Origin of the sequence: Gluconacetobacter asukensis (genome assembly GCF_014174375.1) — a bacterium.
GTDB lineage: Bacteria > Pseudomonadota > Alphaproteobacteria > Acetobacterales > Acetobacteraceae > Gluconacetobacter > Gluconacetobacter asukensis.
In genome coordinates, this window is record NZ_JABEQE010000009.1 from 1 (window position 1) to 24,920 (window position 24,920).

At 67.1% G+C, this 24,920-nt stretch carries 28 protein-coding genes, 2 tRNA genes and 1 riboswitch; of the genes, 16 read left to right on the forward strand and 14 right to left on the reverse strand.

The genetic code is table 11. The annotated features are described in order from the left end of the window. Positions 1-160: 160 nt before the first annotated feature. Positions 161-466 carry a putative quinol monooxygenase gene (locus HLH35_RS11260; RefSeq protein WP_182965179.1) on the reverse strand — a complete coding sequence of 102 codons (306 nt, stop codon included), beginning with the start codon at positions 464-466 and terminating at the stop codon, positions 161-163. A gap of 124 nt (positions 467-590) precedes the next feature. Continuing rightward, positions 591-678, forward strand: a riboswitch (glycine riboswitch). A gap of 183 nt (positions 679-861) precedes the next feature. On the opposite strand from HLH35_RS11260, the gene gcvT reads away from it, so the two are divergent. The 4 genes from gcvT (at position 862) to HLH35_RS11280 (ending at position 5,833) form a co-directional block, all read left to right on the forward strand. Then, a complete protein-coding gene (gene gcvT / locus HLH35_RS11265) occupies positions 862-1,995 on the forward strand; it encodes a glycine cleavage system aminomethyltransferase GcvT (RefSeq protein WP_182979235.1) in 1,134 nt (377 codons plus the stop codon). 50 nt (positions 1,996-2,045) lie between these two features. Further along, positions 2,046-2,411: a glycine cleavage system protein GcvH gene (gene gcvH / locus HLH35_RS11270; protein ID WP_182979236.1), complete on the forward strand. Its 366-nt coding sequence runs from the start codon at positions 2,046-2,048 to the stop codon at positions 2,409-2,411. A 118-nt stretch (positions 2,412-2,529) separates the two neighbouring features. Continuing rightward, positions 2,530-5,412, forward strand: a complete 2,883-nt coding sequence (gcvP, locus tag HLH35_RS11275; protein ID WP_182979237.1) for an aminomethyl-transferring glycine dehydrogenase — start codon at positions 2,530-2,532, stop codon at positions 5,410-5,412. A 226-nt stretch (positions 5,413-5,638) separates the two neighbouring features. After that, positions 5,639-5,833 (forward strand): hypothetical protein, encoded by a 195-nt coding sequence (locus tag HLH35_RS11280; RefSeq protein ID WP_182979238.1) that lies wholly within the window; start codon positions 5,639-5,641, stop codon positions 5,831-5,833. Between the two features lie 42 nt (positions 5,834-5,875). On the opposite strand, the gene HLH35_RS11285 is transcribed toward HLH35_RS11280, so the two are convergent. Next, positions 5,876-6,142 (reverse strand): HAMP domain-containing histidine kinase, encoded by a 267-nt coding sequence (locus HLH35_RS11285; RefSeq protein ID WP_182979360.1) that lies wholly within the window; start codon positions 6,140-6,142, stop codon positions 5,876-5,878. A 142-nt stretch (positions 6,143-6,284) separates the two neighbouring features. Here HLH35_RS11285 and rpmH point away from each other — a divergent pair, with 142 nt between their 5' ends. From rpmH to HLH35_RS11330, 9 genes are all read left to right on the forward strand, one after another. Then, a complete protein-coding gene (gene rpmH, locus HLH35_RS11290; protein ID WP_114727814.1) occupies positions 6,285-6,419 on the forward strand; it encodes a 50S ribosomal protein L34 in 135 nt (44 codons plus the stop codon). Positions 6,420-6,497: 78 nt separating this feature from the next. Beyond that, positions 6,498-6,848: a ribonuclease P protein component gene (rnpA, locus tag HLH35_RS11295; protein ID WP_182979239.1), complete on the forward strand. Its 351-nt coding sequence runs from the start codon at positions 6,498-6,500 to the stop codon at positions 6,846-6,848. Then, positions 6,845-7,120, forward strand: coding sequence for a membrane protein insertion efficiency factor YidD (gene yidD / locus HLH35_RS11300; protein WP_182979240.1), 276 nt, complete (start codon positions 6,845-6,847; stop codon positions 7,118-7,120). Before rnpA ends, yidD begins: the two co-directional genes overlap by 4 nt. Positions 7,121-7,141: 21 nt before the next feature. After that, the gene (yidC, locus tag HLH35_RS11305) at positions 7,142-8,911 is read left to right on the forward strand and encodes a membrane protein insertase YidC (RefSeq protein WP_182979241.1); all 1,770 of its coding nucleotides are present in this window, start codon (positions 7,142-7,144) and stop codon (positions 8,909-8,911) included. A gap of 10 nt (positions 8,912-8,921) precedes the next feature. Further along, the gene (gene yihA, locus HLH35_RS11310; protein WP_182965188.1) at positions 8,922-9,608 is read left to right on the forward strand and encodes a ribosome biogenesis GTP-binding protein YihA/YsxC; all 687 of its coding nucleotides are present in this window, start codon (positions 8,922-8,924) and stop codon (positions 9,606-9,608) included. Positions 9,609-9,636: 28 nt separating this feature from the next. Further along, positions 9,637-10,566, forward strand: coding sequence for an acetylglutamate kinase (argB, locus tag HLH35_RS11315; RefSeq protein WP_174787987.1), 930 nt, complete (start codon positions 9,637-9,639; stop codon positions 10,564-10,566). A gap of 127 nt (positions 10,567-10,693) precedes the next feature. Next, entirely contained in the window at positions 10,694-11,539 is an 846-nt protein-coding gene (gene dapD, locus HLH35_RS11320) for a 2,3,4,5-tetrahydropyridine-2,6-dicarboxylate N-succinyltransferase (RefSeq protein WP_182979242.1), read from the forward strand. Positions 11,540-11,550: 11 nt separating this feature from the next. After that, positions 11,551-12,696, forward strand: a complete 1,146-nt coding sequence (gene dapE, locus HLH35_RS11325; RefSeq protein ID WP_182979243.1) for a succinyl-diaminopimelate desuccinylase — start codon at positions 11,551-11,553, stop codon at positions 12,694-12,696. After that, positions 12,693-13,331, forward strand: a complete 639-nt coding sequence (locus HLH35_RS11330) for a hypothetical protein (protein ID WP_182979244.1) — start codon at positions 12,693-12,695, stop codon at positions 13,329-13,331. Before dapE ends, HLH35_RS11330 begins: the two co-directional genes overlap by 4 nt. A gap of 94 nt (positions 13,332-13,425) precedes the next feature. On the opposite strand, the gene truA is transcribed toward HLH35_RS11330, so the two are convergent. From truA to def, 3 genes are all read right to left on the reverse strand, one after another. Then, positions 13,426-14,235, reverse strand: coding sequence for a tRNA pseudouridine(38-40) synthase TruA (gene truA, locus HLH35_RS11335; RefSeq protein ID WP_182979245.1), 810 nt, complete (start codon positions 14,233-14,235; stop codon positions 13,426-13,428). Next, a complete protein-coding gene (fmt, locus tag HLH35_RS11340; protein ID WP_182979246.1) occupies positions 14,232-15,149 on the reverse strand; it encodes a methionyl-tRNA formyltransferase in 918 nt (305 codons plus the stop codon). Before fmt ends, truA begins: the two co-directional genes overlap by 4 nt. 63 nt (positions 15,150-15,212) lie before the next feature. Beyond that, on the reverse strand, positions 15,213-15,752 hold the full coding sequence (def, locus tag HLH35_RS11345; RefSeq protein ID WP_182979247.1) for a peptide deformylase: 540 nt from the start codon (positions 15,750-15,752) through the stop codon (positions 15,213-15,215). Between the two features lie 177 nt (positions 15,753-15,929). On the opposite strand from def, the gene HLH35_RS11350 reads away from it, so the two are divergent. Together HLH35_RS11350 and HLH35_RS11355 are read left to right on the forward strand one after the other, a co-directional pair. Beyond that, positions 15,930-16,418, forward strand: a complete 489-nt coding sequence (locus HLH35_RS11350; RefSeq protein WP_182965193.1) for an Hsp20 family protein — start codon at positions 15,930-15,932, stop codon at positions 16,416-16,418. Between the two features lie 122 nt (positions 16,419-16,540). Next, on the forward strand, positions 16,541-16,801 hold the full coding sequence (locus HLH35_RS11355) for a DUF1150 family protein (protein ID WP_182965194.1): 261 nt from the start codon (positions 16,541-16,543) through the stop codon (positions 16,799-16,801). A gap of 70 nt (positions 16,802-16,871) precedes the next feature. Here HLH35_RS11355 and hpf read toward each other — a convergent pair whose 3' ends face one another. The 9 genes from hpf to HLH35_RS11400 form a co-directional block, all read right to left on the reverse strand. After that, positions 16,872-17,465, reverse strand: coding sequence for a ribosome hibernation-promoting factor, HPF/YfiA family (gene hpf, locus HLH35_RS11360; protein WP_182979248.1), 594 nt, complete (start codon positions 17,463-17,465; stop codon positions 16,872-16,874). A gap of 87 nt (positions 17,466-17,552) precedes the next feature. Next, on the reverse strand, positions 17,553-18,887 hold the full coding sequence (gene rpoN / locus HLH35_RS11365; protein ID WP_182979249.1) for an RNA polymerase factor sigma-54: 1,335 nt from the start codon (positions 18,885-18,887) through the stop codon (positions 17,553-17,555). A gap of 9 nt (positions 18,888-18,896) precedes the next feature. Beyond that, on the reverse strand, positions 18,897-19,688 hold the full coding sequence (gene lptB / locus HLH35_RS11370; RefSeq protein ID WP_246385036.1) for an LPS export ABC transporter ATP-binding protein: 792 nt from the start codon (positions 19,686-19,688) through the stop codon (positions 18,897-18,899). Then, on the reverse strand, positions 19,685-20,653 hold the full coding sequence (locus HLH35_RS11375) for an LptA/OstA family protein (RefSeq protein ID WP_182979250.1): 969 nt from the start codon (positions 20,651-20,653) through the stop codon (positions 19,685-19,687). Before HLH35_RS11375 ends, lptB begins: the two co-directional genes overlap by 4 nt. Continuing rightward, positions 20,650-21,429 (reverse strand): LPS export ABC transporter periplasmic protein LptC, encoded by a 780-nt coding sequence (gene lptC, locus HLH35_RS11380; RefSeq protein WP_182979251.1) that lies wholly within the window; start codon positions 21,427-21,429, stop codon positions 20,650-20,652. Before lptC ends, HLH35_RS11375 begins: the two co-directional genes overlap by 4 nt. Beyond that, positions 21,426-22,475, reverse strand: a complete 1,050-nt coding sequence (locus tag HLH35_RS11385; RefSeq protein WP_246385037.1) for a KpsF/GutQ family sugar-phosphate isomerase — start codon at positions 22,473-22,475, stop codon at positions 21,426-21,428. Before HLH35_RS11385 ends, lptC begins: the two co-directional genes overlap by 4 nt. A gap of 70 nt (positions 22,476-22,545) precedes the next feature. After that, a complete protein-coding gene (locus HLH35_RS11390) occupies positions 22,546-23,175 on the reverse strand; it encodes a ribonuclease D (protein WP_182979252.1) in 630 nt (209 codons plus the stop codon). A 214-nt stretch (positions 23,176-23,389) separates the two neighbouring features. Beyond that, positions 23,390-23,476: transfer RNA gene (locus tag HLH35_RS11395), tRNA-Leu, on the reverse strand. A gap of 191 nt (positions 23,477-23,667) precedes the next feature. Then, positions 23,668-23,754: transfer RNA gene (locus HLH35_RS11400), tRNA-Leu, on the reverse strand. A gap of 236 nt (positions 23,755-23,990) precedes the next feature. Between HLH35_RS11400 and HLH35_RS11405 the strand changes: the two genes are divergently transcribed. Beyond that, a complete protein-coding gene (locus HLH35_RS11405; RefSeq protein WP_182979253.1) occupies positions 23,991-24,914 on the forward strand; it encodes a complex I NDUFA9 subunit family protein in 924 nt (307 codons plus the stop codon). The last annotated feature ends 6 nt before the right edge of the window (positions 24,915-24,920 follow it).

The following is a 24,920-nucleotide window of genomic DNA, read 5'->3' on the forward strand; positions in this document are numbered from 1 at the left end:
GACAGACATGACGTCATCCAGCGCTTTCGACGAAGACAGGCACAACCCGTCAGAAAGCGAAGCTCACAAGCTCAAGACCTCAGAAAATATTAACTTCGCGCCTATGGGGCAACGCCCTTGGAAATCTTCGGCGCGGGAAATGCTCCCGCGCCGGTCGTGTTCAGGCGCGGTGCGTCGCCAGGAAACGCACCGCGACCGTCTGGATGCCGAGGTCGCGTACTGCGCCCTCGAAGACCTTGTAATGCGGGGTCGTCAGGTGGGTGTCGAAGGCCGCGCGGTCGGTATAGACCTCGTGCAGGATGACGGTATGCGGCTCGCCGTCGGGCAGCAGGACGTCGAAGGCGTGGCATCCGGCTTCGTCCGCCACCGAGCGTTCGGCGTCATAAGCGCAGAATTCCAGAAATTTCGTGCGATTCTCGTCGGTTGTCGTGAATTCCGCGATGATGGTCAGTGGTGTGGCGTCCATGGGTGCGCGCCTCCTTGTCACATTCTGTCCAGCCGCCGAGGGTAGGGCGCGGAATGCTGTCGATCCAGCCCCGATGGCGGTGTGGGGATGATTGACTTGATTGCGGAACATATGCGAAGCATCGGGTGCTGACGCGGGAGAGACTGGCGAGAGCCAGCGCCGAAGGAGCAACCGCCCCGGAAACTCTCAGGCCAAAGGACCGCCCGGCTTCGACTTCTGGAGAGAGGCGCCTCGCGCGTCCGCCGACGGGATAGCGATCTCAGGCAAACCGACAGAAGGGGCATTCGAATCCGGTTGTGGATTCAGGAGGCTCTGTTCATGTCACGTTGGCCGTTTCCCCTTGTTTTCTCTTCTTCCGCCCTCATGCATGGCGCCGTCGGCGTCCGGAGGGCGGCATGAGCGATTCGCTGCAGCGCACGCCGCTCTATGACCTGCATCTGTCGCTGGGCGGGCGCATGGTCCCGTTCGCGGGCTATGAGATGCCGGTGCAGTACCGCGCCGGCGTGATGGCCGAGCACCAGCATACGCGCAATGCCGCCGGCCTGTTCGACGTCTCCCATATGGGGCAGGCGCATCTGCGTGCGCGCTCGGGGCGGGTCGAGGATGCGGCCCTGGCGCTGGAGCGGCTGGTGCCGGCCGATATCCTGTCGCTGAAGACGGGGCGCCAGCGTTATACGCAGCTGACCGACGGCAAGGGCGGCATCCTGGACGATCTGATGGTCTCGCGGCTGGGTGACACGCTGATCCTGGTGGTCAATGCGGCCTGCAAGGACGCGGATCTGGCGCATATCGCCGCCGCCCTGGGCGAGGATTGTATTGTCGAGCCGCTGCCGGACCGTGCGCTGATCGCGGTGCAGGGGCCGCAGGCCGGGGCCGTGCTGGCCCGTCTGGCGCCCGCATCGGCGGACATGCGCTTTATGGATGTGGCGGAGTTCGAGGTGGCGGGCGTGCCCTGCGTGGCCTCGCGTTCCGGCTATACCGGCGAGGATGGGTTTGAACTCGGCATGGCGGCCGATGGCGCGGTGCGGGTGGCCGAGGCGCTGCTGGCCGAGCCCGAGGTGGCGCCGGCGGGCTTGGGCGCGCGCGACAGCCTGCGTCTGGAAGCCGGGCTGTGCCTGTATGGATCGGATATCGACCGCGAGACGACGCCGATTGAAGGTGCGCTGGAGTGGTCGATCCAGAAAAGCCGCCGCACCGGTGGGGCGCGGGCAGGGGGCTTTCCCGGCGCCGACATTATCCTGGGACAGATCGAGGGTGGCGTGAGCCGCCGCCGTGTCGGCATTGCGGTCGAGGGCCGCGCGCCGGTGCGTGGCGGAGCGCGTCTGTTCGCCGATGATGCGGGCACGAAGCAGGTCGGGCATGTGACCTCCGGCGCGTTCGGCCCGACCTTCGGTGGGCCGGTGGCCATGGGCTATGTCGAGACCGCATTCGCGGCGACGGGCACGCCTTTGTTCGCCGAACTGCGGGGGCGCTACCTGCCGGCCACCGTGGCGGCGCTGCCGTTCGTGGCGCCCGGTTTCAAACGCTGAGCTTCAAACGTTGAATTTCACACGCTGACCTGTTGGGTGGAGAGCGGAACATGACTGTTTATTACACGAAGGAACATGAGTGGCTGCGCGTCGAGGGTGATGTCGCGGTTGTCGGTATCACCGCCCATGCCGCCGAGGAGCTGGGCGAGCTGGTCTTCGTCGAGGCGAAGGACGAGGGCACCGAGGTTGCGCAGGGTGACAGCGCCGCCGTGGTGGAATCGGTCAAGGCTGCGTCGGACATCTATGCGCCTGTGTCGGGCACCGTCGTCGGCTTCAATGCCGCGCTGTCGGACGACCCGTCGCTGGTCAACCGCGATCCGGAAGCCGAGGGCTGGATCCTGAAGCTGCGCATTGCCGATGTCGGGCAGCTTGCCGCACTGCTGGATGCCGACGCCTACGCTGCCCTGATCGCCTGAAAAATCGGTCTGCCGGCGCGTTGACGCGTTTCTTCCGCGCGGCGCGCGCGCTCGGCGGACCGGTTCCCAAAACAAACTCTCAACGCCGTTCCTGTTCCTGTCGCGGAGAATATTGATCGTGACCTCCACTCTTCTCTGGCAGGGCACGCAGCCCGCCGCCGATGCCTTCTGTGCCCGCCATGTGGGGCCGGGGGCACGGGATGTTGCCGCCATGCTGGAGGTGGTGGGCGCGGGCTCGCTGGACGAGCTGATGGAACAGACGGTGCCGGCCTCCATCCGCCTGCGCGGCGAGATGGGGCTGGGGGCGGGCCTGTCCGAGCCCGAGGCTCTGGCGCGCCTGCGCACGGTTGCCAGCCGCAACAAGGTGATGATCTCGCTGATCGGGCAGGGCTATTACGGCACGGTGCTGCCCGGCGTCATTCAGCGCAACGTGCTGGAAAACCCGGCCTGGTACACGGCTTACACCCCCTATCAGCCCGAGATCAGCCAGGGCCGGCTGGAGGCGCTGCTGAATTTCCAGACCATGGTCCGCGACCTGACCGGGCTGGATGTCGCCAATGCCTCGCTGCTGGATGAGGCGACGGCGGCGGCCGAGGCGATGGCCCTGGCGCGCCGGGTGGCGAAGTCGAAGGCCGACGGGTTCTTCGTCGATGCGGACTGCCATCCGCAGACGCTGGCGGTGCTGCGCACGCGCGCCGAGCCGATGGGCTGGCGGATCGTGGTCGGCGACCCCGAGCGTGACCTGGACCCGAATGCGGTCTTCGGCGCCCTGTTCCAGTATCCCGGTTCGTCGGGCCGCGTGCGCGATCCGCGCGCGTGGATCGAGACGCTGCATGGCGCGCATGCCGTGGTGGCGATGGCGGCCGACCCGCTGGCGCTGACGGTGCTGGAATCGCCGGGTGCGCTGGGGGCCGACATCGCGGTGGGTTCGATGCAGCGCTACGGCATGCCGATGGGCGCCGGCGGCCCGCATGCGGCCTACATGGCCGTGCGTGATGCCTACAAGCGCAACATGCCCGGCCGCCTGGTCGGGGTTTCGGTCGACAGCCGGGGCGAGCCTGCCTATCGCCTGGCGTTGCAGACGCGCGAGCAGCATATCAGGCGGGAAAAGGCGACCTCGAACATCTGCACCGCGCAGGTGCTGCCGGCGGTCATTTCCGCGATGTATGCGGTCTATCATGGTCCTGACGGGCTGACGGCGATCGCGCGCCGGGTGCATCGCCTGACGGCGATCCTGGCCGAGGGGCTGCGCGCGCTGTCGGTGCGGGTGGAGACGGATGCGTTCTTCGACACCGTCACCGTTGCGACCGGCGGCATGTCCGTCCTGATCCGCGCCCGTGCCGAGGATGCCGGCATGAACCTGCGCGCGATCGATGAGGATCGTGTCGGGATCAGCCTGGACGAGACCACGACGCCTGAGATCGTGCGTGCCGTGTGGCGCTGCTTCTGCCCCGACGCGCAGCGTCTGGCGGCGATGGAGCAGGCTCTGTCGGTGCCGGACAGCCTGCTGCCGCAGGGCCTGGTGCGGCAGGGCGGTTTCATGACCCATCCGGTCTTCCACGCCCATCGGTCCGAGACCGACATGCTGCGTTATCTGCGCCGCCTGTCGGACCGCGACCTGGCGCTGGATCGCACGATGATCCCGCTGGGATCGTGCACCATGAAGCTGAATGCGACGGTCGAGATGATGCCGGTCACCTGGCCGGAATTCTGCGACATCCATCCGTTTGCGCCGGAAGTGCAGCAGCAGGGCTATGCCGAGCTGTTCCGTGACCTGGAGCGGATGCTGAAGGCCGTCAGCGGCTATGACGCGGTATCGTTGCAGCCCAATTCCGGGGCGCAGGGGGAATATGCCGGGCTGCTGGCCATCCGCGCCTATCACCGGTCGCGCGGCGATGAGGGGCGGGATGTGTGTCTGATCCCGGCCTCGGCCCACGGCACGAACCCGGCTTCGGCCCAGATGGCGGGCATGCGGGTGGTGGTCGTGGCCTGCGACGATCAGGGCAATGTGGATATCGAGGACCTGAAGGCGAAGATCGCACAGAATGCCGGTCGTCTGGCGGCGATCATGATCACTTATCCCTCGACCCATGGCGTGTTCGAGGAATCGGTGGTCGAGATCTGCGATCTGGTGCATGCGGCGGGTGGCCAGGTCTATCTGGACGGCGCGAACATGAACGCGCAGGTCGGGCTGTCGCGCCCGGGTGCGTACGGTGCCGATGTCAGCCATTTCAACCTGCACAAGACCTTCTGCATTCCGCATGGCGGCGGTGGGCCGGGCATGGGGCCGATCGGGGTGGGCGCGCATCTGGCGCCGTTCCTGCCCGGCGTGCCGCAGGAAGGCGGGGTGAACGCGGTTTCGGCCGCGCCGTTCGGCTCGGCGGCGGTACTGCCGATTTCCTGGACCTACATGATGCTGATGGGCGATGCGGGCCTGCGCCGGGCCACCGAGGTCGCGATCCTGAATTCCAACTATATCGCGGCCCGTCTGTCCGGCCATTATCCGGTACTGTATCGCGGGACCAACGGCCGGGTGGCGCATGAATGCATCGTCGACCTGCGCCCGATCCGCGACACGGTGGGGGTGACGGTGGACGATATCGCCAAGCGCCTGATCGACCATGGATTCCACGCGCCGACGGTCAGCTTCCCCGTGGCCGGGACCTTCATGATCGAACCCACCGAGTCCGAGGGGCGGGTGGAGCTGGATCGGTTCTGCGATGCGATGATCGCGATCCGCGACGAGATCCGCGAGATCGAGCAGGGCCGTATCACGGCCGAGCAGAGCCCGCTGCGCCATGCGCCGCATACCGTGCGGGACCTGACCGACCCTGACTGGGATCGGGCCTATGACCGGCGCCTGGGCTGCCTGCCGGGCGATGTGGTGCCGGAATCCAAATACTGGTCGCCGGTCAACCGGCTGGACAATGCTTATGGCGACCGAAACCTGGTCTGCTCCTGCCCCGATATCTCGGTCTATGCCGAGGAGGGCGCGGCCTGACCTGACACGGCGTATCGTCCGCCAGGCGTGTCATGCGTGTGGCGCCGGGCTCGACCCGGTCGCAATGCGGCAGGCGCTGGGGACGACATATCCTGTTTCAAGAGATTGCGACTGACCGCGAATCGTCCTTGGGGCCGGGCCCGGCAGGGCGCATGGTGATGGTGCAACCGGACGAACCCGTCGCGACGCGCGACAAAGAAGAAGGGATGGTCCGGGGGAGGCGCACATGTTCCATCCCGGTGTGGCGGGGCCGAAACGGTCCCTTGCGAGCGGTTCCTGGTACACGATTTCCCTGCTCCACGACGATCCGTCGTGGATCGATGCGCGTGACCGGCTGATGGTCGGGCTGATCTGCTGCGGTCTGCTCGGCGCATTCCTCGTCGATATGGGGGTCCTGTATTTCTCGATGCTCAGACCCTGAGTGTCTGCCCGGACATGCCGGACGGGCGGGCCCGGGCTGTCATCAGCCCGGGGGCAGGTCCTTCAGGCGGCGGGCGGCCTGTTCGATCGAGCGGATGATCTGTTCGGCCAGCTCGCGCACCTTCGGGTCCGCATGCAGGCTCAGACGGTCGGCGGACAGCAGGGCCGGCGACAGCAGGCCGCGTATGTCATGCAGAACCTTGGATCGCGACCCGGAAGCGGGGAGCGAATCGGAGGGGGCGCCCGCAGGCGCGCCGGTGGGGGATGAATCGGGACGATCGTCGTCCGAAATCGGGTCGGGCCCTTGCATGGAGGCTCTTCTCTTGCACGTTGACGCGCGGGGAAACGGGAAGTATAAGGCGCGCCTCAGGTCAGGCGGCCTTCGGGCTGCTCCGGCGCGTCGTGGGATTTAGCCGCGTCGCGTTTATTAATGTCAATCGGGGAGTCGCGTCGTGAAGCGCACGTATCAACCGTCCAAGCTGGTCCGCAAGCGCCGTCACGGCTTCCGCGCCCGTATGGAAACTGTCGGCGGTCGCCGGGTGATCGCCAACCGTCGTTCCAAGGGCCGCAAGCGCCTTTCGGCCTGATCTATCAGGTCTTGTCGCGTTCCGGGCCCCGATCATCGGGATCCGGGTCCGGATATCGCGCATAGGGGGCTGCGAAGAGTGGCCGACCGTTCCGTCCGTCTCAAGAAGCGTGCCGAATTCCTCCGGGTTGCATCCAAGGGGCGCAAGGTGCCGTCTCCTGGGCTGGTGCTTCAGGCATTGGGCCGTGACGATGCCGACCCGGCAAGGGTCGGGTTTACCGTAACGAAGAAAGTCGGCAACGCCGTCATTCGCAATCGCACACGCCGCCGTCTGCGCGAGGCCGTGCGGGTGGTGACGCGTGAGCAGGCGCTGGCGGGGGTCGATCTGGTCGTGATCGGCCGGGACGGGACGCGGGGCCGCGATTTCACGGCCCTGGTCGAGGATCTGCGCCGGGCCCTGCGCAAGGCCGGCGTCCGGGGGGCGGAATGATCCGTCTGGTCCGGACCGCGACGGTCTGGGCTCTGGTCGGGGCGATTCGCGTCTATCAGCGGTTCGTCAGTCCGCTCCTGGGTTCCAATTGTCGTTTCGTGCCCACCTGCAGCGATTATGCGCAGGAAGCGATTCGCCGCCACGGGCCGTTGCATGGCGCAATTCTGGCCGGTTGGCGGATCTTGCGTTGCAATCCGTGGAATATCGGCGGATACGATCCCGTACCCACCCGGGAGCGCGTGCGGGCCTCCTGCTGTTCCTCCCATAGATAACGAGAGTCTGGCCGGTCGCCGATGGATACCAAGCGCTTTATCGTGGCGGTGTTACTCTCCGCCATGGTCCTGGTTGGCTTTGAATATTTCATGCCGAAGCAGACCCATCAGGAGGTCGCGCAGCAGGTTGCGCAGACCAGCCGGCAGACGCCGCCGTCTGATGCGGCACGCCCTGCGGCGCCCGTCGCGGGCGTCAGTTCCCAGCCCGTCTCGGTGCCGTCTCCGCAGGCGGAAACGCGGCTGGAGATCGATGCGCCCGCGGTGCGCGGGTCGATCGACCTGCTGGGCGCGCGGCTGGATGACATGGTGCTGCGCGACTATCACGAGACGGTGGCTGCCGGCAGCCCGCTGGTCCGTATCCTGGAAGCCGCGCACGATCCGCAGCCCAATTACGTCGAGATCGGTTGGATGAACCTGGCCGGCGGCCAGGTGCGCGTGCCCGATGCCAATACGGTATGGAGTGCGGATGCGCCGAAGCTGGCGGCCGACCATCCGGTGACGCTGTCCTGGGACAATGGCGAGGGCGTGACCTTCCAGATCGTCGTGGGCATCGATGCGCATTACATGTTCGCGATCGAGCAGCGGATCGTGAACCATTCGGCGCAGCCGGTGTCGCTCTATCCCTTCGCCCGTGTCAGCCGGGCCTATACGCCCGAGGAAACCGGCGGCTACCTGGTGCATGAGGGGCCGATTTCGGTCATCGACGGGCGGCTGGACGAGAGCAGCTATAAGAGCCTGCGCACCGGGGCCACGCCGCCGGGCAATACGTCCTGGACCAAGGCCGGGCAGGGCGGATGGGCCGGCATTACCGATAAATACTGGCTGACCGCCGTGGTGCCCCAGCAGGGCGCGCCGGTGACGGGCAGCTATGGCTACCAGGCGAATGGCGGGGCGGGGGTCTATCAGGTCGGCTTCATCGCGCAGGTGCCGACCGTGGTGGGTGCGGGGGCGACCGCGTCGACCACGAGCCATGTCTTTGCCGGCGCCAAGGAAGTCAGCCTGCTGGAGCAGTACCAGTCCAGCCTGCATATTCCGGATTTCTGGAAGGCGGTGGATTTCGGCTGGTTCGCCTTCATGACGCGGCCGATCTTCTATGTGCTCGACTGGCTGAACACGCTGCTGGGCAATTTCGGCCTGGCGCTGATGGCCTTTACGCTGCTGGTCAAGGCGCTGTTCTTCCCGTTGGCGACGCGCCAGTTCCGCTCCATGGCGAAGATGCGCAAGCTTCAGCCCAAGGTGCAGGATCTGCGCGAGCGGTACAAGGGCGACCAGATGGCGCTGAACCAGCAGATGATGGCGCTGTACAAGACCGAAGGGGTGAACCCGGCCAGCGGCTGCCTGCCCATGCTGGTGCAGATTCCGGTGTTCTGGAGCCTGTACAAGGATCTGTACATCACCATCGAGATGCGGCATGCGCCGTTCTTCGGCTGGATTCATGATCTGTCCGCTCCGGACCTGACCAATCTGTTCACGCTGTTCGGCCTGATTCCGTGGGACCCGGCCGGGCTGTCGCCCTACCTGCAACTGGGTGTGTGGCCGATCCTGTTCGGGGTGACGATGTTCCTGCAGCAGAAGCTGAACCCGGCGCCGATGGACCCCGCGCAGCAGCGCGTGTTCCAGGTGATGCCGGTGCTGTTCACCTTCTTCATGGCGCGTCAGCCGGCGGGGCTGGTGATCTATTATTGCTGGAACAACCTGCTGACGATGGCGCAGCAGATGGTGATCCAGCGTCGCACGCAGGGCGCGACCAGCCAGGCCGTTCCCGCGCCGGCGGCGGCCAAGCGGAAATAAGGTTGGTCTGATGTCGGAGTTCGTTACCTCGCAGCCTTCGCCCGAGGAAGAGGAGCGCCTGCGCGAAGCGGGCCGGTTGCTGTTCGCCGGACCGTGCGACTTCTTCTTCGGGGCGCAGAAGCTGGAGCAGCTTCCGCCGCCCGGCGCGCCGGAGATTGCCTTTGCCGGCCGGTCGAATGTCGGCAAGTCCAGCCTGATCAATGCGCTGACCGGACGCAAGGCGCTGGCCCGGGCCTCGTCCGAGCCCGGCCGCACCAAGCAGCTCAATTTCTTCGACCTGGGCGGCCGGCTGACGCTGGTGGACATGCCGGGCTATGGCTTTGCCAAGGCCGCGAAGGACGTGAAGGAAGACTGGCAGGGCATGATGTTCGCGTATCTGCGCGGGCGGCCGACCCTGCGGCGCGTCATCCTGCTGCTGGATGCGCGGATCGAGATCAAGGCGTCGGATCGCGAGATCATGAGCCTGCTGGACCGCGCCGCGGTGACGTTCGAGATCGTCCTGACCAAGTGCGATGCGCTTAAGCCTGGCCCGCTGGAGGCCAAGCGGGCCCAGGTGGCCGATCTGGCGCGCCAGCACCCCGCCGCCTATCCGCAGATCCTGCTGACCAGCAGCGAGAATGGGCTTGGCATGCCCGAACTGCGTGCCGGACTGACCAGCCTGGCCCTGCCGCCGGCGGACGAAACGGTTTTATCCTGATCACGAACGAGAGACAGGGCACGACCCGATGAGCCAACCGACAAGCGAGACAACGGGCGATATCGTCCAGACCATGAAGGATGCCCAGGAGCGCGCCGCGGTGCTGGCCCAGGCGCTGCCGTTCCTGCGTCGCTATGCCGGCGATACGATCGTGGTCAAATATGGCGGCCACGCCATGGTCGACGATTCGCTGTCCAACGCGTTCGGGCACGATATCGCGCTATTGAAGCTGGTGGGGGTCAACCCCGTGGTCGTCCATGGCGGCGGGCCGCAGATCAGCGCGATGCTGAACCGGCTGCAGATTCCCTCGACCTTCGTCGACGGGCTGCGGGTCACGGATGCGGCGATGGTCGACGTGATCGAGATGGTGCTGGCGGGCAAGGTCAACAAGCAGGTGGCCGGGCTGATCAATCAGGCCGGGGCGCTGGCCGTGGGCATTTCGGGCAAGGATGGCGGGCTGATTGCCGCGCGCCGCCTGCGCCGGACGGTGCGCGATGCCGACAGCCAGATCGAGCAGGTGCTGGATCTGGGCTTTGTCGGTGAGCCGGTGCGCATCGACCCGCGCGTGCTCTATGCCCTGTCGGGCTCGGGGCTGATCCCGGTCGTGGCCCCCGTCGGCATCGGCGAGAAGGGCGAGACCTACAATATCAATGCCGACACGGCGGCGGGCGCGATTGCCGGTGCCGTGCATGCGACGCGGCTGCTGATGCTGACCGACGTGCCCGGCGTGCTGGACGAAAACGGGGAACTGATCCCGGAACTGACGGCCGAGGAGGCGCGGCGCGGCATCGCCAGCGGCATGATCAGCGGCGGGATGATTCCGAAGGTCGAAACCTGCCTGGAAGCGGTTCGTGCCGGGGCAAAGGCGGCGGTGATCCTGGACGGGCGGGTGCCCCATGCCTGCCTGCTGGAACTGTTTACCGAAGCCGGTCCGGGCACGCTGATTCGCGGCGAATAAGGCGCGTCGGGGGCCCATGGCGATGCATCGCAAGATGCGTTGACAGACGGGGGCTTCCTTCGCATGGTCCCGCCACATGGCGACAACGGGCGCCGGCCGGGCCGGTGCTGACAGAGGATTGCAGGACATGAACGACGAACACGCCCTTCGGACCCATATCGAGGCGGTGTGGGAACGGCGCGATACCCTTTCCTCCGCTACGACCGGTGCCGACCGCGAGGCGGTCGAGCAGGCGCTGGCCGGGCTGGATGCCGGCACGCTGCGCGTTGCCGCACCGTCCGATTCCGGCTGGGTGGTCAATGAATGGCTGAAGAAGGCGGTGCTGCTGTCGTTCCGGCTGAATGACAGCCAGGTCGTGCAGGCGGCCCCGGCGCCGTTCTTCGACAAGGTGCCGCTGAAATTCGCCGACTGGGACCAGGCGCGCTTCGCACAGGCCGGGTTCCGCGCCGTGCCGGGTGCCATCGTCCGGCGTTCGGCCTATGTCGCGCCCGGCGTCGTGCTGATGCCGAGCTTCGTCAATGCCGGCGCGCGCGTCGAGAGCGGCACCATGGTCGATACCTGGGTGACGATCGGAAGCTGCGCGCAGATCGGGCGCAACTGCCATATCAGCGGCGGCGTGGGCATTGGCGGCGTGCTGGAGCCGTTGCAGGCGTCCCCGGTCATTATCGAGGATGATTGCTTCATCGGCGCGCGGTCGGAGGTGGCCGAGGGCGTGATCGTGGAGCGTGGGAGCGTTCTGTCGATGGGCGTGTTCCTGAGTGCGTCGACCAAGATCGTGGACCGTGCGACCGGCGAGGTGTTCGTCGGGCGTGTTCCGGCCTATTCGGTCGTGGTGCCGGGCACGCTGCCGCCGCGCCAGCCGACGGGTGCTGATGGTGCGCCGCTGCCGTCGCTGGCCTGTGCCGTGATCGTCAAGCGTGTCGATGAGCGTACGCGTGCCAAGACCTCGATCAACGAATTGCTGCGCGATTGATCGGCGCGGCGATGGAGCCGGAACTGATCGATGCGCTGTCGCTGGCGCAGGAGCTGATACGCGCGCCGTCCGTCACGCCCGACAGCGGCGGGGCGATCGGCGTTCTGGGCGATGCGCTGCGCCGCCTGGGTTTCGATGTCATCGACCTGCCGTTCGGCGACGGTGCGGAGCGGACGCCCAACCTGTTTGCCCGGCTGGGCATGTCGGGCCCGCATCTGTGCTTCGCCGGCCATACCGACGTAGTGCCGCCGGGCAGCGAGGGATGGACCAGCGGCCCGTTCGACGCCGCCGTGCGGAGCGACGTGCTGTATGGGCGCGGCGCCTGCGACATGAAGGGCGGCATCGCGGCCTTTGTCAGCGCGGTGGCGCGGCATCTGGGGGGCGGCCGCCCGCTGAACGGGTCGATCAGCCTGCTGATTACCGGTGACGAGGAAGGCCCGGCGACCTACGGCACCGTGAAGGTGCTGGAGTGGATGGCGGCGAACGGCCAGATTCCCGATTTCTGCGTCGTCGGTGAGCCGACGAATCCCGACCATATGGGCGATGTCATCAAGGTCGGTCGGCGCGGCAGCCTGAATGCGCGCATCGTCGTCCATGGTGTCCAGGGGCATGTGGCCTATCCCCAGCGGGCCGATAACCCGATCCACCGCCTGATGGCGATCCTGTCGGATCTGACCGCGCACCCGCTGGACAAGGGATCGGAATGGTTCGAGCCGTCGAGCGTGCAGGTGACCAGCGTCGATGTGGGCAATGACGCCACCAACGTCATTCCGGGCCGGGCATCGGCCCGCCTGAACATCCGTTTCAACGACCGGCATACGGGCAAGGATCTGGCACACTGGATCACCGAGACCGTCCGGGCCCGTGCGCCGGGGGCGGAGATCGATATCCGTGTCAGCGGCGAAGCGTTCCTGACTCCGCCGACCTCGCAACTGGGCATGCTGGTCGAGGCCGTGGAGGAGGTGACGGGGCGCCAGCCCCGGCTGGACACGGGCGGCGGCACGTCGGACGCGCGGTTTATCAGCCGCTATTGCCCGGTCGCCGAATTCGGCCTGGTCGGTGCCAGCATGCACAAGGTGAATGAGCATGTCTCGGTCGCCGACCTGCGGGCGCTGACCGATATCTACGCGGCGTTTATCGAAAGGCTGATGGGATGACGCAGGGACGCGGCGCGCCGCCCCGACCGATGCCAGGCTCTCCCGCCGGCATCTTCCGGGGCATGATGCTGCTGGGTCGGGGCCGGCGTGAGGGCATGAGCTGTTTCGGTGTCACGTCTGACGCCGTGCTGACGGCGCTGGCGCCGCGTGTGGCCCTGTGGATGGTCGGCGGGGTGCTGACGGTGGCCCAGGCGCCGACGGCGCTGAGCGGCGCCAAGATCCTGTTCTCGCTCTGTCTGGTGCTGACGCCGGTGGTCCTGACCCATCTGCTGGCGCGCCTGTGGGGGCGTGAGGCCCTGTGGCCGCGCTATATGGCGGCTGCCCTGTGGTGCGACTGGCTGGTGCTGTTCGTGATGCTGGCGGCGGTTGCGGTGGTGGCGACGGTGACGCCGGCCGGGATGAGTCTGCTGCATTCGGCGTTGATCCTGAACGGGATCATATTCGCCTATAATCTCTGGCTGACCTGGTTCGTGGCCCGGGTGGGGCTGGCGCTGGGGGCCGGGCGCGCCTTGCTGCTGCTGCTGGCGATCGCGGCCGCCATCATGGCGCTAAGCGGGATGTCGGCGGTGCTGCCGCCGCATTATTCGCCGTGGCAGGATTTTCTGGCACTGCCCACGGCGCATGGGGACCGATAAGAGGCTTTTGAAACAGCCTCCAGGCCCGTCGGCACGGTTCGACACCATGGTCGAGACGGCGTGGGCGTGATCCGCATTCAGTGAGGCGGGGCGTTCAGGCTGCGGGGCTGAACGGGTTGGGATCGTAGCCGACGCCGGTCAGGTATAGCCCGTCGGGCGGCGCGGTGGGGCCGGCGGCGCGGCGATCGCAGGCGCGCAGGGCCTCGCCGACGCGTTCGGGGGGCCATGTGCCTTCGCCCACCAGTTTCAGCGTGCCGACCATGTTGCGAACCTGATGGTGGAGGAACGAGCGGGCCTCGGCCTCGATCATGATGTCCTCGCCCAGGCGGGTGACGGTCAGCCGGTCCAGTGTGCGCAGGGGGCTTTTCGCCTGGCAGGCGCTGGCGCGGAACGAGGTGAAATCGTGCCGGCCCAGCAGGTGCCGGGCGGCGAGCGCCATGGCATCGGCGTCCAGGGTGCGCTTGACCAGCCAGACGCGGCCTTCGTCCAGGGCCAGGCGGCCACGCCGGTTCACGATCCGGTAGCGATAGGACCGGCGGTTGGCGGAAAAGCGGGCGTTCCATTCCGTATCGACCGGCACGGCCTGCAGGATGGCGACCGGGTGCGGCTTCATGTGGAAGTTCAGGGCGTCGCGGACCGAGGAGGTCGTCAGTCTGGTCTCTGCGGGGAAATCCAGATGGGCCACCTGGCCGGTGGCGTGCACGCCGGCATCGGTGCGGCCGGCGGTGATGCTGGTGACGATGCGGCCCGCGGCCAGCCGGCTGGCGGCCTCTTCGAGCACCTGTTGCACGGACAGGCCGGTGATCTGACGCTGCCAGCCGACGAAGGGCCGGCCGTCATATTCGACGCGGACCGCCCAGCGCGTGATGGTGGGATCGGGCGGGGTCTGGGTGTCGGTGGTCACGAGCCCAGCACCGTCCCGCGCCGCACCGGCTGGCCGCGCAGGAAGGAATCGGCGTCCATCATGCCCCGGCCGGGCCGTTGCAGGCGCGTGATGCGCAATGCGCCCTCGCCGCAGGCCACGGTCAGCGCGTCGTCCAGGATCGTCCCCGGTGCGGCGGTGTGGGGGGGCGGAGCAGGGATGGCACCGCCGATTTTCAGGACCTGGCCGTCCAGGGTGGTGAAGGTGCCGGGCCAGGGGGTGAGGGCACGGATCTGCCGGTCGAGTGCTGCGGCATCGCGGGACCAGTCGATGCGCCCGTCCTCGCGCGTCAGGCGAGCGGCGTAGGTCACGCCCTGTTCGGGCTGTGCCTGGCCGGGGCCGATGGGTTGGCCCAGGGTCGTGACGATCAGGCGGGCCCCCATGGTGGCGAGGGCATCATGCAGCGTGGTGGCGGTGGTGGTTTGTGTCAGCGCGATCTGGTCGGACAGCAGCATGGCGCCGGTATCCAGCCCTTCGTCCATCCGCATGATCGTCACCCCGCTCTCGCTGTCGCCGGCCAGGATCGCGGCCTGGATGGGGGCGGCGCCCCGCCAGCGGGGCAGCAGGCTGGCATGGATGTTGAGGCAGCCCAGGCGAGGGGCATCGAGCATGGCGGCCGGGAGGATCAGCCCGTAGGCGGCGACGACCGCGGCATCCAGATTCAGGGCGCGGAAGAAGGCGTGTTCTTCTTCATTGGTGCGCAGGCGCGCGGGCGTGCGTACCGGCAGGCCGAGGGTTTCGGCGGCCTGGTGGACGGGCGACAGGCGGACCGACTGGCCGCGCCCGGCCGGCCGGGGGGGCTGGCTGTAGACGGCGACGATCTCGTGCCCCGCCGCATGGAGGGCGAGCAGGGCGGGCACCGCGAAATCCGGAGTGCCCATGAAGGCCAGGCGCATGAGGGTCTCCAGCCGGAAGGAAGTCTCGGAGAGGGCTTTGGGTGAGGGCGGCCTGAAACGGCTTTACCGTTTCTGGCGCTGTTCCTTGGCGAGACGCCGCATGATCATGTTGCGTTTCAGGGTGGAGAGGTGGTCGACGAAGAGGATGCCCTCCAGATGGTCGATCTCGTGCTGGATGCAGGTGGCCAGCAGGTCGTCGGCCTCCATTTCCTGCTCGGTGCCGTCCAGCGTGCGGTAGCGGATGCGTACCTGCTGGGGGCGGATCACCTCGGCATACTGGTTGGGCAGCGACAGGCAGCCTTCCTCGCGGGAGACCAGGGTCTCCGATTCCGCGATCACTTCCGGGTTGATCAGGACCAGCGGGTCGCGCTGCCGTTCCTCGCCCAGGTCCACGATGGCGAAGCGCAGGCCCATGCCGACCTGCGGAGCGGCCAGGCCGATGCCCGGCGCCTCGTACATCGCGGCGAACATGCGGGGGAGCGCGTCGCGCAATGTGGGCTCGTCCTCGGGCCGGACCAGGCGGGTCTTCTGGCGCAGGATGGCCTGGGGGGCCACCAGGATCGGCATGGGTGTGGCGGCGGCGATTTCGTCGTGACTGATCATAGGGGCGATGTAGCGATCCTGGCGCGCGCGCGCCAGTGGTTACGCGCGCGTCAAGGGGGAGAGCTGCGCGGGAGTCGGGACGCGGCCTTGCGGAACCGGCCGGGCGTCCCATATCATGACCACGCGGGCGCCGATGACGGGTCCGCGTGATCGTCTCGCTCGGTTGAGGAGGCCTTGATGTCGGGTAGGCTTTTTGGATCCCCCATGTTTCTGGGGTTTGACCATCTGGAACAGATGTTGGAACGCGCGTCGAAGGGGGCTGCCGATGGCTATCCCCCCTATAATATCGAGCAACTGAACGCCACGTCGCTCCGGATTACGCTCGCGGTTGCGGGATTCGTGATGGACGACCTGCAGATCACGCAGGAAGACAATCAGCTTGTCATTCGTGGACGTCAGACCGACGACACGCAGGGGCGGGTTTTCCTGCATCGCGGCATTGCCGCGCGCCAGTTCCAGAAGGCGTTCGTGCTGGCCGAGGGAATCGAGGTCAGCGGGGCATGGCTGGATAATGGGCTGCTGCATATCGACCTGGTGCGGCCGCAGCCGGAAGTGCGCGTGAAGCTGATCGAGATCACGCAGGGGCGTTCCGGCGGAGCAGCGACCGAGATCGACCTTCCCAAGGTTCGTCCCCAGCGCGTCGTGCGGGCGCTCGAGGACGATTGAGTCGGCCTCGGCTTTTACCGTCTATCCTTATCGACATGGCCGTCAGCCCGGACAGGACAGGCGGGCTGGCCAACGGGACGATCGCCGCATGATGGGGGATTGTCCGTATGGAGGATCGGATCATGAGAATTACCACACAGAAAGGCCAGGTCGTCCTTCAGGCCGACCACACGCCGATCGCCGATGTCCGTCATCTGACGGATATCCAGATGCGGGCGCTGGGCGTGTCGCGGGTTGCGTATATCAAGCCCGTGATCATCGAAGGGGAAGATGCGTTCGCCATTCATGCGGCTGACGGCACCCCGATGGCGCTGACCGAGGATCAGGAAACGGCCATCGAGGCGATCCTGCAGCACGAGATGGTGCCTGCCCTGCTGCACTGAACGCAGCCAATATCTACCGCCTGGGTGCGCCGGGACGACAGGGATCGTCCCGGCGGTAAGCGGCCCGGCATTAGCCGGGAGTCGGGTCCAGCCAGCCGATATTGCCGTCCTGCCGGCGGTAGATGACGTTGATCTGCTCGCTGATGCTGTTGCGGAACATCAGCAGGGTGGAGGCCGCGAGATCGAGGCGCATCACGGCCTCGCTGACGCTGAGCGTGGCGATTTCGGCCGTGCGTTCGGCGACGATGGTGGCGTAGGCGTGGGTGATGGCCTCTCGTGCCGCGCCGTTCGGTGCCCGTTCGGTGTCGTCGGCCGGGCGGAGGATGTAGCTGCGCCCCATTTCCGGCGATTTGCGGCGGGGGAGGGTGCGGATATGGTCGTTGACCCGCTCGCGATAGCGGCGGAGGCGCCGGGCCATATGTTCGGCGGCGTCGTCGAACGCGCCATGGGCATCGGTGCCTTCGCCCTCGCCCCGCAAGGTGAGGCCCCGCGCGGCGTGAAGATTGATATCACAGGTAAAGAAGGACCGCGCGCGGCTGAACGTGACCTGAGCTTCCAGGGCGCGATCGAAATATTTGTCGGCAAGGCGATCGAGATGCCCTGTAACCCGGTGTTTCAGGGCGTCGGAGAGGTCGATCTGTTTGCCAGCGACACTGATCTGCATGTGACATCACCCCTTGCATAGAGGAGCGTCCGAAACCGGACGGAACCAAGCCGGCGGTCCATAATGCTCATTCCGCCGGGCGTGGCGTCAGGCCTCGAAAGCCTTTTCCCGTTTTCTCTGCGCCGAATTGGGTATCCTTAGCGCATCCCGGTATTTGGCCACGGTTCGGCGGGAGATGTCTATTCCTTCCTTTATTAATTCGTTCACGATTGCATCGTCGGACAGGATCTGCTGCCTGGATTCATGAGAAATCAGTAGTTTGATGCGGTGACGGACGGCTTCGGCGCTGTGATTGGTGCTGCCGGTGCAGCCGGGAATGGCCGTGGTGAAGAAATATTTCAGCTCGAACAATCCGCGGGGCGTGGCGATATATTTGTTCGCCGTCACCCGGCTGACGGTGCTTTCGTGCAGGCCGACCGCCTCGGCGATGTCGCGCAGCACCAGCGGCCGCAGATGCCCGACGCCGTGGGCCAGGAAACCGCTCTGGCGGCGCATGATGGCAGTGGCGACGCGGATGATCGTCTCGGCCCGCTGCTGGAGCGCGCGGGCCAGCCAGTTGGCGCTGGCCAGGCGCTCGGTCATGAAGGGGCGGTCGGCATCGCGCAGGCGGAGCGTGGTCCCTGTGGTCAGCGCCGAATTCACGATCACCCGTGGCATCGTGTCGGGATTGAGCTCGATGATCCAGTCATGATCCGGGGTGGGCAGCATCAGGACGTCCGGCACGATGATGCAGGGCTCGCCCGCCATCGCATCCAGGGCCGGGCGGGGCGACAGGGCCCGGATTTCGGTGATCATGGCGGCCAGATCGTCCTGGTCGACGCCGCACAGGGTCTGCAGCCGGCGCAGGTCGCGCCGGGCCAGCAGGTCCAGGTGCCGCAGCAGCATGGCCATGGCCGGGTCCAGCCGGTTGCGTTCGCGCAGCTGGGCGGCCAGGCATTCGCCCAGATCGTGGGCGAACAGGCCGGTGGGTTCGAACTGCATCATCGCGAGGCGCACCCGCTCCACCCGGGCGGTGTCGGTGCCCAGCGTGCGGGCGATATCCGGGGACGGCGTAGTCATGCGGCCGTCGGAATCCAGCAGGGTGATCAGGTGGGCGGCGATCCGCCGTTCGCCCGCATCGAAGGGCGACAGCCTGACCTGCTCGGCCAGTCGTTCGTGCAGGGAGGGTGGGGGGCCGGCCATGCCGTCCGGGGGCTCGTGCCGCGTGCCGTCGTGCCGGGTCGGGGCCGGGGAGGGAGCGGGGTGGCGTGGCGCGCCGGATGGTTCGGCGGGCTCCAGCAGGGGATTGCGCTCCATCTCTTGCTCGATCACCGACCAGGCGTCGAGATTGGAGAGTTGCAGTAGCAGGATCGCCTGGCGCAGTTGCGGCGTCATGACCAGGGATTGGGCCTGCCGGAGGGCAAGCTTGGGTCCGATCGTCATGACGGGCGGTCAGAGGGAGAAATTTTCTCCAAGATAGACGCGCCGCACGTCTTCGTTGGCGACGATCTCTTCGGGGCGGCCCTCCATCAGCACCTGGCCGCTATGCATGATATAGGCGCGGTCGATGACTTCCAGCGTCTCGCGGACGTTATGGTCGGTGATCAGCACGCCGATCCCGCGATCCTTGAGGTGGGAGACCAGGTCGCGGATCTCGCCCACCGCGATCGGGTCGATGCCCGCCAGGGGTTCGTCCAGCAGGATGTAATGGGGCTGGCTGGCCAGGGCGCGGGCGATTTCCAGCCGTCGCCGCTCGCCGCCCGACAGGGCCAGGGACGGCGAGCGGCGCAGGTGGGAAATCCCGAATTCGCCCAGCAGGCCGGTCAGCATCTCCTCCCGCCGGTCGGGGTCGGATTCCACGACTTCCAGCGCCGCCATGATGTTCTGTTCGACGTTCAGGCCGCGGAAGATGCTGGCTTCCTGCGGCAGGTAGCCGATGCCCAGCCGGGCGCGCCTGTACATCGGCAGGCGGGTGATGTCGGTGCCGTCCAGGGTGATCGACCCGCTGTCGGGCTGGACCAGCCCCACGATCATGTAGAAGCTGGTGGTCTTGCCCGCGCCGTTGGGGCCCAGAAGGCCGACTGCCTCGCCGCGATTGACCTGGAGCGACACGTTCCGGACTACCGGCCGCTTCTTGTAGGACTTGCCGATCCCGCTGGCGATCAGTCCGCTGAGGGCGCCGCCGGACGCGTGCAGGGCGGCATTCTTCGCCTCGTCGGACAGGGCGTAGGGGATGTCGTTCATGGGTGGGTTCCGGCAGGGGGGGGATTGGCCTCGTTGGGGACGATCAGGCCGCTGACCCGTCCGCCCGGACGTTCGGTCATCGTGGCGATTCCGGTATGCATGTTCACGATTGCCGCGGCTCCGCTGATCTGGTTCTGGCCCCGCGTGATATGCACGTTGCCGACGATCCGCGCGATCCCGGTGTCGGGAACATACACGCCGCGGTCGCCGGTCACGGTTTCGGTCTGCGTGCGGACGAAAACATGGCCGAACGCGTTCACTTTTTCCAGCTTCCCCGAACTGGTCAATGGGTCTCCGCCCTGTCCGGCCGGTTGCGGGGCGGGTTGAGCGGTGGATTTTGCGGCGGGCTGGGTCGGTGCGCTGTATCCGACCAGCACGTCGGCGCGGATCTGCCGCCCGTCATTGGTGGTGACGGTGGCGTCGCCCCTGCCGACCGACATGCGGGTCTGGGAATAATATTCCATTGAATCCCGGGCCGTCAGCACGTCCTGCGGCGTGGTCAGCTTCAGCCCGTTGCCGGTGAGGATCATGACCGCCTGGTCGATGTCGTAGACGGCCTTGTCGCCCCAGGCCTGGTCGGTGTCGGTGAAGATGTGGACGTGGCCCAGCGCGTTCAGGCGATAGACCTCGTTCGCGCCTGATCCCGCCTCCGCACTCTGGGAGCCGTCGGCGGGTGGCGAGGGGGGCGTGGCCGGTGCCGGCGACCCGGCGAGGGCCTTCTTGCGATAGAAGGCGATCAGGCGGTCGCCGGTCACGGTGACGTTGCCCCGGGTGGCCTGCGCCTTGTCATAGGCGGTGACGGTCTGGGTCTTCTGGTCCCAGTCGAACCCGCCGGCCGCCGTGACGCTGATCTGGCCGCCATGCGACAGGTCGATGGGCTGGCCGCGCGCGCCGCCCGGAAGGGACAGGCAGGCCGCGGCGCCGAGGAGCAGGAACGCGGAGGCGGCCTTTGCGGGGGCGGTCATCGACTGGGCTCCGTCTGGGAAGCGTGGGGGGTGGAAGGGTGGCCGGCCGGGCCGGCATGGGCGTCATCGTTCAGGATCAGCCGCCCCGGGCCGCGGAACTGGGCGATCCCCTCATGCTGGGACAGCAGGACACCCTGGGCGTCCAGCACGCCGAACGGACCTTCGGCATGCACCCATTGATCGGAGGCGATGATCCCCTGCCTGAGGTCCATGTCTGCCGTGACCCCGGTGAGGATGACGCCGTCTTCGCGGTAGAGTGCCACGTCCTGCGTCAGGTCCAGCAATTGTTCATGTTGCAGATACACGCCCTGGGCCGCGCTGACCATCATCCAGTCTCCGCCCTGCATCAGCGTGTCGGCGGCCGGCCGGGTGAGATTGATGCGATCCTGGCTGATCTGCTGGGCCTGGTCGGCGGTGATCATGAACGGGCGGTCGTGCTCGTCCAGTCCCCGATAGACGGCGCCGAGCATGTTGCCGCTGGTGACGTGCAGGTTTTCCATCTCGCGCAGGGCCCCGCGCTGCATGTTGATCAGCCGGTCGAGGGCCGGCCACAAAGCGATCGAGCCCAGCAGCAGCAGGGCGGCCGCCGGCAGCGCCCATTTTGCCCAGCGGACCAGGCGCTGGCGGCGGGCGATATCGCCCGGCCGGAGCACCCGGCGGAGGCGGGACGTATCCTGATGCAGCAGCGACCGCTGCCGTGCGACCTGATCGGCGGAGCGGGCGAAATCCTCGCGCCGGGGGGGCTTGTCGCCGCTGGGAGGCTGGCCGCTGCTCATGCCACGCCCGCGCGCAGCAGGTCATGGACATGGAGGATGCCGACGGGAACCCCCTCGCCATCCAGCACGAACAGGCTGGTGATCGGGCGGGCGCGTGCGTTCATCAGCCGCAGCGCCTCCGCCGCCAGCACGTCGGGCCCGGTCGTCAGCGGGGAGGTGTTCATGATGTCGGCCGCGCGGGTGCGGTCCAGGTCGCGGTCCAGGACGCGGCGCAGGTCGCCGTCGGTGATCAGCCCGCACAGCCTTCCGTCGGTGCCGATCACGCCCATGCAGCCGAATGCCTTGCGCGTCATCTCCATGATGACCTGTCGCAGGGAACTGTCCGGCGTGCCCAGCGGCATGACGCCGCCGCGATGCATCAGGTCCGCGACGCGGCGCAGCCGGGTGCCCAGCCGCCCGCCGGGATGGAAGATGCCGAATTCGGTCGCCGAGAATCCGCGCCGTTCCAGCAGGACCACCGCCAGCGCGTCGCCCAGCGCCAGTTGCATCATGGAGGAGGTGGTCGGCGCGAGGCCCATCGGACAGGCCTCGGGCGCATCGGGGATGATCAGGGGGATGTCGGCCGCGCGCGCCAGAGTGGATTCGGCGCGGGTGGTGATGGCCACCAGCAGCAGCCCGTACCGCCGCGCATGGGCCACGATATCGGCCAGTTCCGCCGTTTCGCCTGAATTGGAGAGCGCCAGCACCGCATCGCCCTGCTGGAGCATCCCCAGATCGCCATGAGAGGCCTCAGAGGGATGAACGAAGACCGAGGGCGTGCCCGTCGAGGCCAGGGTGGACTGGATCTTGCGGCCGATCTGCCCGGACTTGCCGATGCCGGTGACGACGACGCGCCCCGTGAGCGCCGAGAAGGCCGCGATCGTGCGCGTGAAGGCTTCGCCGAGGGGTGGGGTGCCGTCACCCGCGCGCGCCGGTGCGCGCAGGGCGGCGGCCATCTGAATCAGCCCGTCGGTCTCGCGCGCCAGCACCCGGCATGCCGCTGCGATATCGGCATCGGTCGGGGGGAAGTCGGAACTGTCACCTGCGGGATGGACGGATTGGGTCATGCCAGCCGTGTATCGCCATGGCGGTGGTCCAGGTCAAACGGAACGATGGACCGCGCGGGGGAGAAGAACATCATGCCCGGTGGGCGAAGAGGTCCGGTTCTTCGTATCCCAGCAGGTCCAGCCGCGCGCGGGCGGGCAGAAAATCGTAGCAGGCCTGGGCCAGTTCGCGCCGTCCCTCACGGTGCAGAAGGGCTTCCAGCTTGGCCCAGAGCGCGTGCAGGTGCAGCACGTCCGACGCGGCATAGGCCTGCTGTTCCGCCGTCAGGTCCGGGGCGCCCCAGTCGGATGTCTGCTGCTGCTTGCTGAGGTCGACCCCCAGCAGTTCGCGGCAGAGCTGGGCCAGTCCATGGCGGTCGGTGAAGGTGCGCACCAGCTTGGAGGCGATCTTGGTGCAGATGACCGGCGCCACGGTGATCCCCAGCGTGTGCTGGAGGATCGCCACGTCGAAGCGCGCGAAATGCATCAGCTTGGTAATGGCGGGATCGGCCATCAGCCGGGCGAGGTTGGGGCTGGGCGTGCCGGGCAGGATCTGCACCAGATGCGCCGAGCCGTCGCCGGCGGAGATCTGCACCAGGCACAGACGGTCACGATGCGGCTTGAGCCCCATGGCCTCGGTATCGACCGCTATGGGGCCGTGGAAGGTGATGTCGGCCGGCAGATCGCCGCGATGCAGGAGGATCGAAGGCGTGGTGGCGATCATGCGTAAGTCCCCGCATTGCAGGCGTGACGACGGAAAATGAAAGAACGGCCCATGATTCCCCACCCGCAACACGCGTGACCGCGCCAACATGCCGTCATGACCGGATGTCGGGGGCGGTGACGGACATATAATATCGGAAGCGCCAATGCGCGAGGGGTGCCGACCAGTCGCCTGAGGCCGCCCATGCGGGCGATGTCTGATACGGCTGAAAAAATGGTGCCCAGAAGAAGACTCGAACTTCCACGACCTTGCGGCCACAGGTACCTGAAACCTGCGCGTCTACCAATTCCGCCATCTGGGCTCAGAAGGCCCCCGTTTCCGGGGTGGTGAGGGGGATTTACTCGGAAACAACAGGGTGGTCAACGGCACCCTTCACATATTCCGCATGGGAAATGACAGGATGTGCAATGCGTAGGAGGCGCCATGCCGAAAAGGCGCTCCGACACTGTCGGGCGCCTACCAGCGAACTGATTTTTCAGCATTTGGGAGAGATGGTGCCCAGAAGAAGACTCGAACTTCCACGACCTTGCGGCCACAGGTACCTGAAACCTGCGCGTCTACCAATTCCGCCATCTGGGCTTAGAAGGCCCCCGTTTCCGGGGTGGTGAGGGGCGTTTACTCTGCCCTTGGGGGGCGGTCAACACGGGCTGGACGATTCGTGTCGTTTTTATTGCATGCGCGGGGCGACGAGGTGTGTCCGGCCGGGCGGGATGGGCGTTGTGCTACACGTGTGAAAAAACAGGATGAGGGGCGGGATTCCGCGCGTGGGCAGGCTCCCTGCGCATGGCGGCCGACCCCATATTCGGGGAATGGACATGACGACGCGAAAAGTGGCGGCGGTAATCGGCGGTTCGGGATTCCTGGGGCGGCATGTGGTCCGGCGCCTGGCGGAGGACGGGTATGTGGTGCGCGTGGCCGCGCGCCGCGCCGATCGGGCGGCGTCGCTGCGCCCGCTGGGCGATGTGGGGCAGATCGTGCCGTTGGGGGCCTCGATTCTGAATCCCGAATCGCTCGTGCCGGTGGTCGAAGGGGCTCGGGTCGTGGTGAACCTGGTCGGCATCCTGGCCGAGCGTGGGCGGGCGACGTTTCAGGCGGTGCATGTTGATGGCGCGGCGGCCGTCGCGCGTCTGGCGGCTTCGGCGGGGGTGGCGCAACTGGTGCATGTCTCGGCCATCGGGGCGTCGCCGGACAGCCGGTCCGCCTATGGCCGCAGCAAGGCGGCCGGGGAGGACGCGGTGCTGCGCGCGATGCCCGAAGCCATGATCGTGCGGCCGTCCATCCTCTTCGGGGCGGAGGATCATTTTACCAACCTGTTCGCCACGCTGGCGCGGTTCAGCCCCATCGTCCCGGTCTATGGCGCGCGGACGCGCCTGCAGCCGGTTTATGTTGCCGATGTGGCCGAGGGAATCCGGCGGCTTCTGGCCGGCGGCGGATATGCGGGGGCGATCTTCGAATTCGGTGGGCCGGCGATTCGGACCATGGAGGAGATCGCGCGCCTGGTCGTGGCAGCGGTGGGGCGCCGCCGGCTGGTGGTTGCGGTACCGCCCGCCCTGGCCTGGTGGCAGGCCATGTGGCTGGAGCGCCTGCCCGGAAAGATGCTGACGCGGGACCAGCTGGCGATGCTGTCGAGCGACAATGTGGCGGCGGATGGGGCGCCGGGCTTGCAGCAGCTGGGTATTCAGCCGGCGTCGTTGGAAATGATTGTTCCATCCTATCTGGGTAGATATAAAATTACATAAACAAGC